The 17,298-nt window shown below is 69.1% G+C and carries 13 protein-coding genes; 3 read left to right on the top strand and 10 right to left on the bottom strand.

Going from position 1 to position 17,298, the window contains the following annotated elements; all coding sequences use genetic code 11:
- Positions 1-122: 122 nt before the first annotated feature.
- The 6 genes from EP7_RS02175 to EP7_RS02150 all read right to left on the bottom strand — a co-directional run bounded on the left by EP7_RS02175 (position 123) and on the right by EP7_RS02150 (position 6,379).
- Entirely contained in the window at positions 123-1,139 is a 1,017-nt protein-coding gene (locus EP7_RS02175) for a DUF1559 family PulG-like putative transporter (protein WP_463525931.1), read from the bottom strand.
- A gap of 92 nt (positions 1,140-1,231) precedes the next feature.
- Complete coding sequence (locus EP7_RS02170; protein ID WP_463525930.1) at positions 1,232-1,735, bottom strand: hypothetical protein; 504 nt, start codon at positions 1,733-1,735, stop codon at positions 1,232-1,234.
- A 373-nt stretch (positions 1,736-2,108) separates the two neighbouring features.
- Positions 2,109-2,819, bottom strand: a complete 711-nt coding sequence (gene mnmM / locus EP7_RS02165; protein WP_463525929.1) for a tRNA 5-(aminomethyl)-2-thiouridylate-methyltransferase MnmM — start codon at positions 2,817-2,819, stop codon at positions 2,109-2,111.
- 41 nt (positions 2,820-2,860) lie between these two features.
- A complete protein-coding gene (locus EP7_RS02160) occupies positions 2,861-3,973 on the bottom strand; it encodes an NAD-dependent epimerase/dehydratase family protein (RefSeq protein ID WP_463525928.1) in 1,113 nt (370 codons plus the stop codon).
- A gap of 107 nt (positions 3,974-4,080) precedes the next feature.
- Complete coding sequence (locus EP7_RS02155; protein WP_463525927.1) at positions 4,081-5,214, bottom strand: glycoside hydrolase family 88 protein; 1,134 nt, start codon at positions 5,212-5,214, stop codon at positions 4,081-4,083.
- 46 nt (positions 5,215-5,260) lie between these two features.
- Entirely contained in the window at positions 5,261-6,379 is a 1,119-nt protein-coding gene (locus EP7_RS02150) for a WD40/YVTN/BNR-like repeat-containing protein (RefSeq protein WP_463525926.1), read from the bottom strand.
- A gap of 260 nt (positions 6,380-6,639) precedes the next feature.
- On the opposite strand from EP7_RS02150, the gene EP7_RS02145 reads away from it, so the two are divergent.
- Positions 6,640-9,279: a heavy metal translocating P-type ATPase gene (locus EP7_RS02145; RefSeq protein WP_463525925.1), complete on the top strand. Its 2,640-nt coding sequence runs from the start codon at positions 6,640-6,642 to the stop codon at positions 9,277-9,279.
- Here the strand turns inward: EP7_RS02145 and EP7_RS02140 are convergent.
- From EP7_RS02140 to EP7_RS02125, 4 genes are all read right to left on the bottom strand, one after another.
- A complete protein-coding gene (locus tag EP7_RS02140; RefSeq protein WP_463525924.1) occupies positions 9,266-10,315 on the bottom strand; it encodes a bile acid:sodium symporter family protein in 1,050 nt (349 codons plus the stop codon). The genes EP7_RS02145 and EP7_RS02140 overlap by 14 nt on opposite strands.
- 39 nt (positions 10,316-10,354) lie before the next feature.
- A complete protein-coding gene (locus EP7_RS02135; RefSeq protein WP_463525923.1) occupies positions 10,355-11,254 on the bottom strand; it encodes a cation diffusion facilitator family transporter in 900 nt (299 codons plus the stop codon).
- A 122-nt stretch (positions 11,255-11,376) separates the two neighbouring features.
- A complete protein-coding gene (locus tag EP7_RS02130) occupies positions 11,377-12,321 on the bottom strand; it encodes a hypothetical protein (RefSeq protein WP_463525922.1) in 945 nt (314 codons plus the stop codon).
- Positions 12,322-12,681: 360 nt separating this feature from the next.
- The gene (locus EP7_RS02125; RefSeq protein WP_463525921.1) at positions 12,682-15,171 is read right to left on the bottom strand and encodes an RNA polymerase sigma factor; all 2,490 of its coding nucleotides are present in this window, start codon (positions 15,169-15,171) and stop codon (positions 12,682-12,684) included.
- A gap of 255 nt (positions 15,172-15,426) precedes the next feature.
- Here EP7_RS02125 and EP7_RS02120 point away from each other — a divergent pair, with 255 nt between their 5' ends.
- Both EP7_RS02120 and EP7_RS02115 read left to right on the top strand, forming a co-directional pair.
- The gene (locus EP7_RS02120; protein WP_463525920.1) at positions 15,427-15,912 is read left to right on the top strand and encodes a four-helix bundle copper-binding protein; all 486 of its coding nucleotides are present in this window, start codon (positions 15,427-15,429) and stop codon (positions 15,910-15,912) included.
- Between the two features lie 118 nt (positions 15,913-16,030).
- Positions 16,031-17,266, top strand: coding sequence for an FG-GAP repeat domain-containing protein (locus EP7_RS02115; protein ID WP_463525919.1), 1,236 nt, complete (start codon positions 16,031-16,033; stop codon positions 17,264-17,266).
- The last annotated feature ends 32 nt before the right edge of the window (positions 17,267-17,298 follow it).

The raw sequence follows: 17,298 nt of genomic DNA, 5'->3' as shown, positions 1-17,298 counted from the left end.
AAACCGCCCCCGGGGTCAAGCGTCTCGCCGGCACGTCGACGGGCGAGGCCGGGCGCAGTCCGAGGGGTTTCGCCCTCGGCCCGCGTCCGGCCTCGCTGGTGGATCAGATCGGTCGATCGGGATCAGTAGGAGTCGGCGCTGAGGATCTCGCCGCCGGCCCGGGTGATCAGGGAGGCGAAGGTGCGGATGCCGACGGTCTCCTTGATGAAGCGGACGGATCCGTCACCCATCAGGACGTTGGCACCGCCGGGGTGGAAGGCGAAGACCTCGCTGCTCCCCTCGGAGGCGTAGTAGGGGTAGGGGAAGGTGGCCGTGCCGATGTCTTCGCCGTTGGTGCAATTCAGGGGGCAGGGGCCGGGGATCACGCTGCCGTCGAGGCTGGAGCCGTCGATGCTGAAGTCGCTGGCGGGCCGGGCCCAGCCGCCGCCGTTGACGCGGCGGGTGGTGGGGTCGCCGAAGGTCTTGCCCCCCTTGCGATAGACGTTCGGGCGGCCGGAGCTCTCGGCGTAGGCGACGGTGTTAGAGGTGCCGTCGGTGACGTCGGCGAAGGTCGACTTCTTGTCCTTGGGGATCATGCCCGTGCCGCCGGTCGTGGCGCCGGACGGGCCGACCAGGTTCAGGCCGGTCGGTCCCAGGCGGACGTCCACGGAGATCGTCGGCGAGTAGTCGGTGACCGCGTTGACGGTGGGGGTCCAGGCCGTGATGATCCCGGCGATCTGGGGGTCGCCGTCGAGGACGGTCGAGCCCTGGGGCGAGGAGGGGCAGATCAGGGTGTTGAGCTTCGACCTGGAGACCGTCGAGTTCTCGAATGCGCTCCAGTTGACGGACTGGTTGTAGGCGTTGTACATCACGGACTGCTCGAAGAAGGGGAGCATGAACGTGAGGCCGGCGATGCGCGGCATGGTGAGGCCGGCGCCGGTGGCGGCCGGGCGGATGCTGGCGGGGAAGTTCAGGTTGACGTCGTGGAAGTTATGCAGGGAGATGCCGAGCTGCTTGACGTTGTTGACGCAGCTGATGCGGCGGGCGGACTCGCGGGCGCTCTGCACGGCCGGCAGCAGCAGCGCGATGAGGACCGCGATGATCGAGATGACGACGAGCAGTTCGATGAGCGTGAAGCCGCGGCGCGGGGGCGTTTTCATGGGAATCTCCTCCGAGAATTTCGGTCAGATGACGAGATGATCGCGTGTTTTGGTGGGGCCTGGGCGGGCGCCTCGAGGGGCGCCCGGGCCCGTCAGCCGCCGATTTCCTGGGGGGGCAGCTCGGTGGCCGTCTTGTCCACCTTCGCCTTCCAGGGGGTCGAGTCGGGTGTCCCGTATTTGGTCGGGATGACGTTGGGGCCGGCCTTCGTGTCGGCGCCGGACTTGACGGGCTTGTACCACTGGATGGTCACGGCGTAGTCCCCCTCGGGGGCGCCGTCGTTGCCGTCGTAGGTCGTCAGCTGGAAAGTCCCGTCGGGCTTGACCTGGCCGCTGGGGTCGGGGGTCTCGAGGCCCCCCTCCTGCTTGGGCAGCGGCTTGGTCGGGTGGAACACGACGAGGGCCCCGTCGGGCGGTACCCCCTTGAACGTCACCTTGCCGGTGACCGGGACGACCGCCAGCCTTGCGGGCCCCTTGGAACAGCCCACGACCGCGACGGATGCCAGCAACATCGTCAGGCCGACGACTCGCCTCGCCCGACCGGAGCCCATCCCTCGAGCCGGCCGCCTTGCCGCCGTGATCACCGTCAACTCAACCATTCTCGTGAACCTTCCTAGCCGTTCTTGCCGTCGTCTCGCCGGGCCACGTCGCCCGTAGTCCGCTTGGCGAGCGATCGTTTTACACCAAGTTGATCGTGTCAATCAAGAACAATCTCGATCAATTTTCTGATCATTAGCCAATAAAATCAGGGTCGCACAAAAGATTGGAACCTATCTCTCCTGAAATAAACGACTTAAATCCTACGGGGCTGCCGATCCTTTAGACCCTGGCTCACTCCAAAATCCCGTGAAACGCACATACCCCGACGAGAACAGTGCGAATCATTCACAACATGGTCGGGATGGGATGGCAGCGGTTGCGACCGGCGTCTGGGAAGCCTGGTTGCTGGAACGGGCTGGATAGTGGGTGGGGTCAGTCGCCGGGCGACGGCGTTGGGGTCCCGTCCGCTTGTTCGCCGGGGGCCGGGTCGGGTTCGCCGTCCGTCGATGGCGAGGGCCGGAGGTAACCGTCAATGAATGGCGATGTCCGGAGGTCGCCGTTGGCCTTGGCCGCGTCGCCACGGGCCTCGATGAGGAGGAGCACGGGGGCCGACTCGCGGGTGTTCAGCGGCTCGACACGCATGACATCGGCACGCGTGGGGGGGATGTTCCTGGCCCACTCGAGGACGACCCGCGCCTCGACCCGGCCCGCCTCGCGGGTCGTGTAGACGATGACGATCAGGAGTCCGCCCGGCAGGAGCAGGTCGAGGGCGGCCTTCAGGGCGGGCAAGGTCGAGGCCGCCTTGGTCGTGACGGTGTCATCGCCGCCGGGCAGGTAGCCGAGGTTGAAGACGACCAGGCGAGGCCTGGCCCCCGGGGCGACCCATGTGGCCAGGTTGGCGTGAGAGTCGAGGATGAGGTGGACCCGGTCTTCCAGGCCCTCGGCCTGGAGCTTCTTGCGGGCCCGGGTGAGGGCCTCGGCCTGGATGTCGAAGCCGAGGACGCGGCCGGCCGGCCCGACGAGTCGGGCCAGCCTGGCGGTGTCATGGCCGTTGCCGACGGTGGCGTCGATGGCGAGGTCGCCTTCGATCAACACTCGCTTCGCCCATTCGGCGGCAAGGTTTACGAGCAGGGGCAAGGGCATGAATCGTCACGTCTCTCGCCTGGCGTGCTCGGTCCGGCAACTCAGTGGAGATCGATATCGGCTTCGGCCTCGGCCTCGACGTCGGCCCCCGCGCCGTCGGAGTCATCCTCGGGGACGTAGCCGATCTCCTCGGCTCCCGAGTGGTCCCAGCGGGTCCCCCGGTTGTTGGAGATTCCGTGGACCACGAGGAAGGTCTGGTCGCCGAGGTCAGCCTCGACGGCCGACTCGAAGAGATGGACGAGATCGTCGTTGGAAATCCAGATGGACCGGCTCCAGGCGTCGGGGAGCCCCTCGGGATGGTTGCCACCGGGCCTGATGTGCCCGAGCCTGAGTGCGACGAAGCTGAGGTCGAAGCCGGTGGAGAAGGCCTTGCCCAGGCGCTCGCCGATCAGCTTGGAGGCCCCCTGCGCGGTGATGGGCCGGGGGGGAAGGTCGGCCGTGATCGGCATGTCCCCCTGGTCGCGATAGCCGCCGAGGACCTCGGCCGAGCTGGCGAAGACGACGCGCTCGACGCCGCCGAGGGCGCAGGCCAGCATGACATTGTTCAGGCAGTCGAGGTTGGGCCGGACCAGCGAGGCCCAGCTCGCCGTGTCGTCGGGGTTGGCAGCCAGGTGGACGACGGTGTCGACCCCGTCGAAGCGGGCGACCCAGTCGTCATCCCAGGTGGAGAGGTCGGCGACGATCAGGTTGGGCTCGTCGGGGTCGGGCTCGCGGTCGATGAGGACGAGGTCGTAATAATCGCCCCAGGCGGCCCGAAGCGCCCGGCCGATGGTGCCCGAGGCGCCGGTGATGAGCACGGTGCGGGGCTCCTCATCGTCGTCTCCCTCGTCGTCGGGGTCGGGCTCGTCGTCGTCGTAAGGCTCATCGTTCTCGTCGAGTTCGACGATGGCCAGGCCGTGGAGGGGGGAGGAGCCTGCGGGGGTGAGGAAGGTCTCGAGGGTCGGCTCGTCCGCGTCCTCGTCGTCTTCGTCAAGCTCTTCCAGGGAGACGATGAGGACCTCGTCGACGATCGGCGGCGGCAGGGCGTCGTCCGGGGCCGGGACGACTTCGGGCGCCGGGGCGTCGTCCGGCGGCGCGGGGCGCGACGGCTCGTCGGGGCCGGGTGTGGCCGGCTCTGCGCGATCGTCGTCGTCGCGTGCGTCGTCGGGGCTCATCGGTCGGGACTCCTGTCTGCGTTGGGGAAGGCGAGTCTCCCGGCCCCTCGGTCTTGCAGTGCAAACCGGGGACCGGTCACGATCTTTTCTCGAGCCGGGCGCGGGGCTCAGGGCCCCTGGGCGGTCCCCGCCTTCTTCACCCTGGCCAGGGCCTCGAGGAAGAAGAATTCGCCCCACATCACCGACTCGTCCACGCCCAGCCGCTTGTGCATATGATAGACGCCATGTTTGAGCACGCCCTCCCAGCCGGGGTCGGACCAGGCGACATAGCGGTCGGAGAGCAGGGTGTCCAGGGCCTTCAGGGCGGCCGCCTGGTAGCGTGCCGACCGCTCGGGGGCGTCGACGGTCAGGTCGGCCAGCTGGAGCAGGCCCGAGGCGGCGATGGCGCCCGCGGAGCTGTCGTCCTGGCCGTCGGTGGCGTCGAAGTCCCAGGCGGGGACCATGCTCTCGCCGCAGCGTGAAAGATAGTGATCGGCATTCCGGCAGGCGACCGCCAGGTCGACCGGGTCATTCGTGTAAGTGAAGACGGTGCCGTAGCCGTAGAGCGACCAGGCGAGGCCTCGGGTCCAGTCGCTGTCGGGCCTGAGCCCCTGGTGGGTGGACTCGCGCAAGAAGGTGCCGGTCTGGGTATCGAAGATCCCCTCGTGCGCGGTGCCGCCGTCGGGCCGGACGATGGTGCGCTCGGTGGTCCGGCAGTGGGCCCGTGCGATGCGTGCCAGGTCGGGGTCTCCGGTTTCGCGCGCGGCGTAGAAGATGATCGGCACGTTCATCATGATGTCGATGAACAGGCTCTCGGGCGCCACGAACGAACGGAGGTATTGCCCCTTCTCCATGAACCGCATCGCCAGCGTACGACCGGCGGTGATGAGGACCTGGTGGAGGTGCTCGTCGCCGGTGGCGCGATACCAGGGGAGGTACGTGTTCAGGAAGATGAACCCCAGGTCGTGCACGTCGCGGTCGTGCTGCTTGTACTCCAGCAGCTTCGAGTAGCGCTCGGCGTCGGCCCGCCAGCGAGGGTCGCCGGTCTGGTCGGCCAGGATCCACATCATCCCGGCGTGGAACCCGGCGCACCAGTCGGTCCAGAGCTCGCCCCGGTGCTTCCAGCGCCCGCCCGTGGTGTAGATCGGGAACTCGTCGGGCATCCGATCGATGACCCCGCGCACCTGACGGGCCGCGAACTCGAAGGCGCGGTCGATCCTCGGCATCAGGTCAGTGACGGCGACGGGCGTTGGATCGGCCAAGGCAAGGGCCTCCGCGAGGGTTCCATCAGCATCAGGGTCCGTCCGATCAGGCCGAGGCGGCCAGGGCTCTCACGGCCTTGATCTGCCGGGCCAGGGGGCTCCAGTACTCGCCGCCGTTGCGGCTGACGCGCAGCTCGCCGGACCCCAGGGCCACGACGATGTTGCGGGGCTCGGCCGGGTCGAACCGGATGTCGGCGATGGTATCGTACTCCAGGTCTTCGATCATCCCGCGCTTCACGTGCGACCAGCTCTTGCCGCCGTCGGCGGACTCATAGAGCCGGAAGCCCAGGCCCTCGCGAGGGACGGCCTTGCCGTCGACGGGGCCGGGGGCGGCGCCTGCCAGGAGCGATTTGGGGTCGTCGGGGTGGATCTCCACCGAGCGGACGTGCAGGGCATCGCCCAGGCCTCCGCTGCGGTCTTCCCAGGTGGCGCCCGAGTCGTTGCTGACCCAGCAGCCGGCGGCCGTGCCGGCCACGACCAGGCCGGGGGTCTTGGGCGAGGTCCGCACGGTGTAGACCTCGGCGGCGGCGGGCAGCCCGGCGCAGCGGGCCCAGGTGGCGCCGGAGTCGCGGCTGGCCCAGAGGCCGGCGCCGTCGAGGGCGGCGAAGAGGGGCTCGATCGTCAGGGCCCCGGCGGCCAGCGCCCGGACGAAGGGCCTGACCCCCGCGCCGGCCGTCGTGGCCAGCCCCAGCCTGGTCCAGCCCTTCGGGTCGACCGCGACCTTCGGCGCCTGCCCCTGCGCCGACTTGCCACGCCTGGGGGCCTCGGCCACGGCGGCAGCTCCGCCGAGTCTGCGGGCCCGGCGGACGACCATCGGCCCGAGTTCGCGGGCCAGCTCGATCACGTTCCGGCGGGGGTGGGTCGATGTGCCCGCCAGCCGGCCGTAGAGCCCGAGTGGGCGAGCGGCCACCACCAGCGTCGCCGGCGAGTTGACCGCGACGATGGCCGAGGGCCGGTCGAGCCCCTCGGGCAAGGGGAGGGCGCGCCAGGTCATCCCGTTGTCGAGCGACTCGAGGATCCGGCCCGAAGCGTCGACGGCCGCGACGAACCCGCCGCCGCCGGCGGCCAGCGCCGAGATCGAGCGCCCCTGGAGGCCGTGGAAGGTCGGCCAGGGGTTGCCGTCGAACCAGCGATAGATCCCCTCGTCGGTCCCGATGAGAATCATGGCGCGTCGCGGGCCTCGCGGCCCCGTCCCGAAGGGTTCGAGTTCAGTCCGTAATCCGTTGGCACAATGGGAAGTGAGCCGGGCTGGACCGTGCACGCGGCGGCGCATTCGGCGCCGGCGATCGGACTTTGGCGCGGCACAATCTGCCCCGCTGGACGGCCTCCGCTACAATCAAAGGCGAGCCATCCAGAGGGGCCGGTCGCGTCAGAGTCTAAGCGAGCCGGTGCCCGCCGTCGATCGAGAAGAGAAAGAGGTTTCCCGTGTCCAGCCCGACCGAGGCGTTCCGCCTGCCCGTCGAAGGGATGACCTGCGACCATTGCGTGACGACCGTACGCCGCGCCCTGGAGGGCATCGACGGCGTCCGCTCGGCCGATGTCAGCCTGGCCGCCGGCCTCGCCGTGGTCCAGGCCATGCCGGGCTCCGTTGACGCTGAACGGCTGAAGGACGCCATCGAGGAGGTAGGCTACGTCGTCCCCGACGTGTCGGCCCCCAAACCCGCCCCGACCCCGCCCGCGGCCGGATTCCCGAGCCTGAATGTCCTGGACATCGGGACCACCCCCAAGCCCCCCGCACCCGGCCTCACGATCGTCGAGGCCCCGACTACGCCGCCCCCCGCCGAAGCCCCGCCCAGGCCGGCTTCTCCCCCACCCGGGATGCACCCGTCGGCGCCGGTCGTCGCGGCCGATCCGGTCCCAGTGGAGTGGAACCTGGCCGTCGGCGGAATGCACTGCGCCAGTTGTGTGTCGAGGGTCGAGAAGGCGTTGGCGACGGTCCCTGGAGTTTCCAGGGTGCGTGTCAACCTGGCCACCGAGCGGGCCAGCCTGGACGTGGCACCGGGCAAGGTGGTGGAGGGGGACCTGGCGAGGGCCGCCGCCGCCGCCGGCTACACGGTGCGCCGCGACGAGCTGATCCCGGGCTCGGGTGCCGAGGGGCTCAGGCGTGAGCGCGCGGCCAATCTCGGCGTCTGGCGCAACCGGCTGCTGCTGGGCATCGCGCTGACGGTGCCGCTGCTGATCCTGGGCTATGGCCCGATGATCGCCCCGGCCCTCTTCGGCCGCCTGGCCGATGCGCGGGGCATTGCCCTGGCGATGTTCGGCCTGGCCACGGTGCTCCAGGTGGCCCTGGGATGGCCGTTCGCCCGCGGTGCCTGGGCCCGGTTGAAGCAGGGGTCGTCCAACATGGACACCCTTATCACGGTGGGCACGGGCGCCGCCTATGGATACAGCCTCTACCAGTTGCTGACGGGCCACTTCCACCAGGCGCACTTCTTCATGGACTCGGGGGTGATCCTGACGCTGATCACCATGGGCAAATATCTGGAAGTGCGGTCGAAGGGCTCCGCGGGCGCGGCGATCGAGCGGCTGCTCGACCTGGCGCCGAAGATCGCGCGGGTGGAGCGCGACGGCCGCGAGGTCGAGGTGCCTCTGCCGCAGGTCAGGCGGGGCGACCTGGTGCACGTCCTGCCCGGCGAGGCCGTGGCCGTCGACGGCGTGGTGGTCCGCGGCGAGTCAGGCGTGGACGAGTCTCTGCTGACGGGAGAGACCCTGCCCGTCGAGAAGAAGGCGGGCGACCGCGTCGCGGGGGGCACCCGCAATGCCGACGGCATGCTCGTCATCCGCGCCGACCGCCTGGGCAGCGAGAGCGCCCTCGAGGGGATCGTCCGGATGGTCAGGCAGGCGCAAGGCTCGAAGGCGGGAGTCCAGCGCCTGGCCGACTCCGTCTCCGCCCGGTTCGTGCCGGCCGTGCTGCTCATCGCCCTAGTCACGCTGCTGGGATGGGGCCTGACCGGCTATGGCTGGGAGCGGGCCGCCTTGAATGCCGCGGCGGTCCTGATCATCGCCTGCCCATGTGCCCTGGGCCTGGCCACGCCGATGGCCGTCGCCGTGGCGACCGGGCGTGGCGCGAAGGCGGGCCTTCTGGTGCGCGAGGCCTCCGCGTTCGAGCGGATCGAGCGGCTTAAGGCGGTCGTGCTGGACAAGACGGGGACCGTCACCGAGGGTCGGCCCACCCTGGCTGATGCCTGGCCGATCGACGCCGAGGACATCGGCCGCGACGAGCTGCTGCGGCTCGCGGGCGCCGCCGAGTCGGGCAGCGAGCACCCGATCGCGCGGGCGCTCGCCCCCTATGGAGTCGGGGCGAGCGCCGAGAAGTTCCGCAACCTCCGGGGCAAAGGGGTCTCGGCCCTGGTCGACGGCCGCCGGGTGGTGGTCGGCACCGGCCGATTCCTCAGCGAGGCGGGCATCGACACCGCGCCGCTGGACGCCAAGGCCCGCGAGTGGGAGCAGAAGGCCCTGACCGTCCTGCGCGTTGCCGTCGAGGGCCGCGCCGCGGGGCTCGTGGCGGTCTCCGACGCGTTGAAGGCGGGGGCTCGCGAGGCCGTCGATCGCCTGAAGGCCGAGGGGGCCGACGTGTTCCTGCTCACGGGTGACAACCGGAGCACCGCGCTGGCCGTGGCGCATCAGCTCGGGCTGGACGACACCAAGGTCTTCGCCGCCGTCGATCCGCAGGGGAAGGCCGACCGGATCGGCGCCTTCCGCGTGAGGGGCCAGCGCGTGGCCATGGTCGGCGACGGCCTGAACGACGCCCCGGCGCTGGCCGCCGCCGACGTCGGCATCGCCCTGGGCACGGGCACCGACCTGGCCAAGGCCACTGCCGACGTCGTGATCGCCTCGGGCGACCTGCGGTCGGTCCCTCGGGTCTTCAAGCTGGGCCGGGCCACGCTGCGTGCGATCCGCCAGAACCTCTTCTTCGCCTTCATCTACAACATCCTGGGCATCCCGGTGGCCGCCCTCGGCCTGTTCGGCGAATACGGCCCGATGGTCGCGGCGCTGGCGATGTCGCTCAGCTCGGTGACGGTCGTGCTCCGCTCGGCGATGCTCGCCCGGATCAACCTCGACTGACCGCCTCGGGCTCGGGCCGATGTTTCACCGACACCGGGTCGGGCACGTCGGCCCGCTTCGCCCAGCGGCCTGCCAGCACGCCGCAGATCATCAGTTGCAGCGGGTGATAGACCATGATCGGCAGCAGGATCAGGCCCAGGCCGGGGTTGCCCGCGAAGATGAGCTGGGCCATGGGCACGCCCGACGCCAGCGTCTTCTTCGACCCGCAGAAGACCGCCGCGATGGTGTCGGCCCGCGAGAACCGCAGGGCGTCGCAGACGGCCGAGACCGTGGCCATCACCGCGGCGAACAGGACGAGCGAGCCGACGACCGACGCCACCACCACACCCCACCCGTTGCCCGTCCAGACCCCCCGCTTCACCGAGTCGCAGAACGATGTGTAGACCAGCAGCAAGATCGTCCCGCGATCGACCAGGTTGATCCTCGGCTTGTTCCTCGCCGCCCAGGCCCCCAGCCAGGGTCGGGCGAGCTGGCCGATGACCAGCGGGAGCACCAGCCAGAGCAAGAGGTCGAGCACCACGCCGAGCATCGGCACCGACTTGCCGCCGCCCTCGATCATCCAGCCCAGCCAGAGCGGCGTGGCGACGACCCCGATCAGGCTCGAAAGCGTGGCGTTGAACACCGCCGCAGGCACGTTGCCCCGCGCCGCCGCGGTGAGCGCCACCGACGACGAGACCGTCGATGGCAGCGCGCACAGGTAGAAGAATCCCAGCCGCAGGTCGTCCGGCATCCAGCGTCCGGTCAACTTCAAGAGCGCCAGGCCCAGCAGCGGGAACACGACGAACGTGGCGGCCTGGACCACCAGGTGCAGCCGCCAGAGCAACGCGCCGGCTTGGAGCGACGCGAACGAGAGCGCCAGCCCGTGCAGGAAGAAGATCAGGGCCACGCCCGCCTTGGTCAGCAGCTCGGGGTGGAGGCTCCCCCCCTCGGCGCCCGGGTCGGGAAAGGCCCAGGCCAGCGCCACCGCCGCGATCATCCCCAGCAGGAACCCATCCACGCCGAACGTCTTCAGCACTCGCATCGAGGCACCAACCATGCCACCATCCCGCGCCGCTCGAGGATCGACGGATGCAAGTCAGACCGAGACCCGATCGGCCACCGGAACCTCGTAGGGTTCCATGTGGATGAGGACCTCGACCACGAGCGGCAGGGCGGATCGCACCGTATGCTTGACCCGCCCGCTGAGGTTGTGCGACTCCTCCAGGCTCATCGCCGCGTCGGCCTGGACGTGCATGTCGACGAAGTACTCGGAGGCGAACCGGCGGACCCGCAGCTTCTCGATCAGGCAGACCCCCTCGACCCCCGAGGCGAGGGCCTGGACCTCGTCGGCGATCCTCGCGTCGGGCCTCCGATCCATCAGGTCGTGCACCGCCGGCCTGAGGAGCAAGCCCCCATTGATGGCGATGACGACGGCCGCGACCAGCGCCGCCCACTGGTCGGCGGTCTCCCAACCGGGCCCCTTCCAGAGCGCCACGGCGATGCCGAAGAACGCCGCCAGGGACGAGATCGCGTCGCTCCGGTGGTGCCAGGCGTCGGCCTTCACCGCGTGGCTGCCCGTCTCGGCCCCCACGCCGCTGACGCGTCGGTAGAGCACTTCCTTGATCACCACGACCGCCGCGGCGACGACCAGCGTGAACGGCGCCGGAGTCTGGTGGGGCGCCCTGATCCCGCGGATGGCCGTCACCGTGATCCCGGCCGCGGCCCCGAGCAGCAGCAGCGCGACGACCGCCGTGGCCAGCGGCTCGGCCTTGCCATGGCCGTAGGGGTGCTCCTCATCGGCCGGCTGAGAGGCCACCCGCAGGCCGCCCCAGACGATCAAGGACGAGAAGATATCCATCGACGATTCGACCGCGTCGGCCACCAGCGCGTACGAGTGCCCGATGATCCCGGCCATCATCTTGACCAGCACCAGGGCCACGTTCACCAGCAAGCCGACCTGGGTCGCCCTGATCCCTTGCTCCGCCCGCCCGTCCATCTCGCCCCTTCGTTGAACCGACGCTCGGCCCCGATCACAGACAACCGTTGTACCCGCCCTGGCATGTCCAATCCAAGCCCGATGCCCTTGGCTGCACCCTCAAGGGCCGGCCTGCGGGCGGCTCAACGGAACAGCCAGCGGGCCGCGGCGCGGTCGGCCTTCAGGAAGCCGTAAGTGATCTCGGCCATCGTCTGGCGCCCCTGGGTGGTGAAGTGGACGCCGTCGTAATAGAGAGCGGGGTTCCGGGTCTGGGCCCAGATTTCCGGCCCGCGGGCGGTGACCGGCTGGTTGTACGACTGCGTCGTGACGAGCTGGCGAGTGCCGAACTGGAGTTCATATCCGCCGGGCTCGGTGACCGTCTTGTTGGCCGACGCGGCGCCGGCCCAGTGATACGGCAGCGCATAGACGAGCTTCAGGTTCGGATAAGCCCGCTTGGCCCGGGCCACGATCGTCGCGAGCTGGCCGCTGTACGAGTTGGCCAGGGCCTGCACTCTGCCCGCGTTCTGCGGATAGTACTGCACCGAATCCAGCACGAGCACCTGAACCTGCAACCGTGCCGCCGAGCCGACCCGCCTGGACAGGGTCGCCCAGGTTGCATTGCCATAAGCCCACTGCGCCGAGCCCTGGCCGTCTTGCCCGCCATTGACGTAGAAGGTGCCCGCCTTCTGCTCGGCCTGCTTCGACCGCGCCAGCCGCTGGAAATAAGGGAACCACTGATTCGTGGTGCTCTGGCCGATCGCGATCACCCCGACCCGCCCGTTCGCCGCCGCCCGCCCCCGCGAGTTGAGCGGCTGAATCTGCGAGGCCGCCGCATCCACGGCATCGAGCAACGCCTGAGGAGCCGCGTTGCTCCCATTCGCATAAAGACCGCCAGGCTCCCCCTTGTACGTCTGCCCCGGGGCGAACTGATCCAGCGGAGTCGGCGTATCCTCCGCAGCCTGGGCCGCCACCATCCGCACCGCGACCTCCGCCGCGGCCCCCACCCCGGCCATCACCGCCCGCCGCTCGAGGCCCTCAATCGCCGGGGAAAACCGGGAACGGGCCACTCGAACCGGGGTGCGAAGCATGGCTCATCCTCTCAAGGGTGCAAGATCGGGCAGGGGCAAGTGGGATGAATTTGCGTTGATGGGCGGCATTCGCACGCAGGACACCCGAGAGCAAACGAGAAGCCAATCCAATACCGTTCAACTCAAGCACCCTAGCACGCGAAGGATGATTGGCCCGGGCGCCACGCTGCGCCGAAGCATAAAGCCACCGAACTGCGATACACCGACCGACGTCCTTTCGGAGGATGCCCGACCGCCCGCCCCAAAGACCGAGGCCCCGCCGACATGAATCGGCGGGGCCTCGGAGGCTTGCGGCGGCGTGTGAAAGGTTGAGCGGGCCTTGGGAGTATGCGACTATTCTCGTCTTGAACAAAGACCGTTTTATAAGAGGCGGGACTCTAATTGGACCGCCTCACTCGGAATTTTCGGCGTGGGGGTTGGCTCATTTCCGGGCGTAGGAGTCGCCGGTGCGTCGGCGGGCTGGGTGGCAGGAGGGTCGATGGGGGAGCTTTCAGTGGGCCGGGCCTCGGAAACCGGAGGCACGGTTGGTTCGGACGCGATCGGTGCGACGGCTGGGACTGACGGCGTAGGCGTCGGGGAAGGCCGTGAGGAAGGGGCGGGCTCCACCCCGGCGGGCAACTCTTCGAGTCCCCCCGGATCAGTGCCTCTGGCGTCGTTGGGAGAGATCTGAACGGAGGCGCTGCGTTCGAGGTAGTCGCCGTCGAGGTCTCGGTGAGTGATTTGGACACGGCAGGAGGCCCGGCCTCCTGGCTTGACCGCCTTGACTCGGATGACCATGACGGACATGAGACTGGACGCCGTCGAAGCGGAAAGTTGCTCGATGAGCGGAAAATTAATGACGGTCCGGATGTCGTTCGTTGCAAAAGGCCTCTGCTGCACATCCCTGGAGAAGGGGGTGACGTTAACGACCTTGAGGTTTTCCGAGACGATGGCCTGAACCCGAATTTTGTGGGCGTCCACCTCGCTTTGATTGCGTATCCGAACGATAAAATTCATTTCCTCGCCCATGTCGAGGATTTTGTTCTCGCCGGCAACTTTGAAGTCGACATTAGCAACGGGACGTGTGGGAGTCCTATTCACGGTCACCCCGCCAGCAGGGTCGGCATCCGGAGGAATGGGCTCGGTCTTTGCCGGAATAAGCTCCGCGCCTTCGACGGGGATCGTCGGCCTCCGGCGAGGTGCCCGAGCTTCGGAGGGCGGTACATCCTCAGCAGGGTTGGCGGGCTCGAACCCGCCGGGAACGGGATCCTCCAACTCGGTCTCTGTTGCCGGATCCGCCTTGCGCATCGCACTACGACGTGCGCGGCCAACCCCAAGGTTTCCAGGACCGATCCCCATGGCATTCTGGAAGCCGGCGAGTCGCTCGAGATCTGAATCGATCTGATGCAGACGAGCCCTCATCGTATTCCGTTCGTCGGTCAGTTCCTTGACCATTGCATCGATCTCCGCCCCCACTCGCTCCAGATACTTCGCCACCGACTCGCCGGGCCGCCTGGGCGACAGAACCTTCTCTTCCGGGGTCGGCTTCTCAGGGAGGACGAGTGGAGGCTGCTCGGTGCTAGGCTCCGGAGCAGGTAAAGGCCGCTCAGTGTTATGGTCCAGAATCGGCGGCACTCGCCCGTCGGCGACATCGAAGGGTTGATCTGACGACGGCATGGGTGGGAGCACCGGAACACCATCAATCGACGAGGGTGACGGAAGCGGCGATTCCGGGTTGGGCGAGGGCGGCGCAAGCCCGTTAGGCGGGCTTCCAGGCAGCGCCCTGTCCATTTCAAACGGCGAATGCGCGATCTCCTCGGGCATGGCGGGCGGCTGATTGGAGCTTGCGGGCGGGGGCTCGTTGGATGCGAGGATCGGCGGGCTGTTGCCGTCATTCTGATTGGGCAGGGACGGGGCATCGGCGACGGCCAGCCGGATGAGCGGGTACTTGATCGGCTCCGAGGACACTCCGGAGCCCGGGCCGTAGCCCCTGGCGGCCATCGCGGTAGCGCCGACCGCGACGAGGCCGACGGAGAGGAAGCCTGCGGCGGCTTTCAGGGGGATCAGGGTCATGGCCTTGGTCGCTCCTTCCGAGAGGGTGACCACCCGCGCGGAGAGCGCCAGGCGGCCGGCAAGCTGGCCAGCGGCGGCACCGAGCGCGGCGTGGCGGGTCGATTCGATCAATGCGGCGGGGACCGGGCTCATCGCGGACAGGATGCGGGCGACCTCGGCGGGCTCGACCGTCAGTGCGACGCCCAGGCCGGCGTCGGGAACGATCCCTCGGCGGGTCAGGCGATCGCGGAGGGCGTCCCGGCCCCGAGAGAGCCGGCCGCGCACCGTGCCGACCGGCCAGCGCAAGGCCGCGGCGGCTTCTTCGTGGGTCCGGCCTTCCAGATAGCAGAGCACCAGCGGGGCCCGGTACTTCTCGGGGAGCCGGCCCAGCTCGTCGTCCAGGGCCCAGCGCAGCTCGGGGCCGGGGCTGGGCCTGGGATCGGCCAGCTCGGCGGTTGCGCCGGGCCCGGGGTGCGGCCTGCGGTCGGCCTCGGACCGGGCCCGCGCGGCGATCCGTCGGGCCACCCCGTGTAGCCAGGGCCCCAGGGCCGCGCCCGGGCGAATGGATCGGGCGCGCCGGGCGAGCACCAGGAAGGTGGCCTGGAAGGCGTCGTCCACGTCATTCGGGTCGCGCAGCCAGCGGCGGCAGACGCCCAGGACCATCGGCCCGTGGCGGAGCATCAGCGACTCGAAGGCCACCTCGTCGCGGTGCCTGGCGAACTCGTGGAGGACCTCCCCCTCGGTCAGGCCCGCCAGCGTGCCCGCCCCCGCCAGCCGCCCGACGTCTCGCGTCAGCGACCTCGACCAGCCCGTTCGCATCGATCGGAGCCTCCCATGCCCGGCCATCGCCATCGGCAGAGCCGCCGTCGCGCCCGCCGCCCTTATGTTGCGCCGAACGGGCCCCGCCAATACACCTTTCTGCGGCAAATTTTCCTGGCGCGGACCCGCGGGCCGAACCGGGCGCCCGTCGTCGCAGGCGCGGGAGTTGCGTGGAAGAACTCCCTCATGATCGGGGCGAGCGGCCTGTCCGTCTCGGCCCCGCGAATCGGGACATCCACCTCGGAGGAGACGACCATGATTCGTCGCGAAATGCTGGGGACGCTGGGCGCGGGCGTGGGTCTGATGGCGTTGGGTGCGAACGCCAACGCCGCCGCCCCGGATGATAAGCACGAACACCACATGCACGACAAGGTCCACGCGGACTGTCTCAAGGCGTGTGGCGAGTGCGCCGTCTCGTGTAATGAGACCTACCACCACTGCGGAGGGATGGTCGCGAGCGGCAAGGCCGATCACTACAAGTCAATGATCCTGCTCGGCGATTGCGCCACCTTCTGCGCCCACTCGGCGTGCCTGATCTCCAAGCACAGCCCGCTGATGGCCCATTCCTGCGCGGCCTGCGCCGAAGCCTGCAAGGACACCATCGCCGAGGTCGCCAAGTTCGACTCCAGCGAAATGAAGGAGGCCGTCACGGCCCTGAAGGCCTGCGAATCCTCCTGCCGCGCGATGGTCGCCGCCATGAAGTCGGGCCACCCGCACCACGCGGACAGCAAGGCGGGCTGAGCCTCTGAAACAAAGACCGACGCCGGCCAGGCCGGGAGCCCGCTGGCATCCCGGCGGCCGGCGGTCCATCCTGGTCGTCCAAGGTCATCCACCTTCGACCGAACCAGGACCACCACCCATGCGAATCCTCCGCCCGTTCGTCCTCGTGCTCGCCCTGACCGCGACCGCCCCGGCCGCCGACCTTCCCAAGTTCCGTGCCGTGGAGCTCGACCCCAACGTCGGCCAGGTCTGCTACGCCGTGACTACCGCCGATGTCGACGGCGACGGCAAGCGAGACGTGGTCGCCCTGACCGAGGACTCGGTCATCTATTACGCCGCCCCGGGCTGGTCCAAGCACGTCATCCTGAAGGGACAGACGAAGAAGGACAACGTCTGCATCCAGCCGCACGACGTCGACGGCGACGGCCGGGTCGACTTCGCCGTGGGGGCCGACTGGCATCCGGGCAACACCGAGTCGGGCGGGACGCTGCAAATCCTCACCCGGACCGGCGCCCCCGAGGGAACCTGGCGCATCGTCCCGCTGGCCGAGGAGCCGACGATTCATCGCCTGCGCTGGGGGACCTTGAACCGTGGCGGCCCGACCAGGCTGGTCGTCGCCCCGCTACAAGGCCGGGGGACCAAAGGCCCCGACTGGGGCAAGGGGCAGGGGGTACGCATCCTGGTTTACACCAAGCCCGACCGGCCGTTCGACGCCCCCTGGCCGGTCGAGGTGGCCGACGACACCCTGCACACGATCCACAACCTCCAGATCAACGACTTCGACGACAATGGCGACGACGACGTGGTGGTGGCCTCCTGGGAAGGCATCTTCATCCTCAGGCGCGACAACGAAGGACGCTGGTCGAAGGAGCACATCGGCTCGGGCAACCAGGAGCCGGGACCGTCGAAGGGGGCCGGCGAGGTGAAGGTCGGCAAGCTGGCCGACGGCCGCAAATACATCGCCACCATCGAGCCCTGGCACGGCAGCCAGGTCGTGGTCTACACCCAGCCCCCCAAGGGGCGGATTCAGGCCCAGTGGGAACGCCAGGTCATCGACGAGCCCCTGACCTGGGGCCACGCCGTCTGGTGCGCCGACCTCGACGGGGACGGCAACGACGAGCTGGTCATCGGCCAGCGAGACCCCTCGAAATCGCCCGACCGGACCCCCAAGGGCCCCGGAATCCTGGTCTACGACCCCGAGCCCAGATCCGCCCCGCTCGCCTTCAAGCGCCACGTCCTCGAAGACGGAGGAGTCGCCGTCGAGGACCTCCTCGCCGACGACCTCGACGGCGACGGCAAGCCCGAGATCATCGCCGGAGGCCGGGCCACTCACAACGTCCGGATCTACATGAACCTGGGGTCGGCGGGCCGCTGAAATCAGGTGAGCCTATTTTGGAATACACCTCA

Source organism: Isosphaeraceae bacterium EP7, assembly GCA_038400315.1.
In the GTDB taxonomy this organism is placed as follows: Bacteria; Planctomycetota; Planctomycetia; order Isosphaerales; family Isosphaeraceae; genus EP7.
Note: the sequence above shows the minus strand (reverse complement) of the source record. Positions and strands in the feature narration are given on the sequence as shown.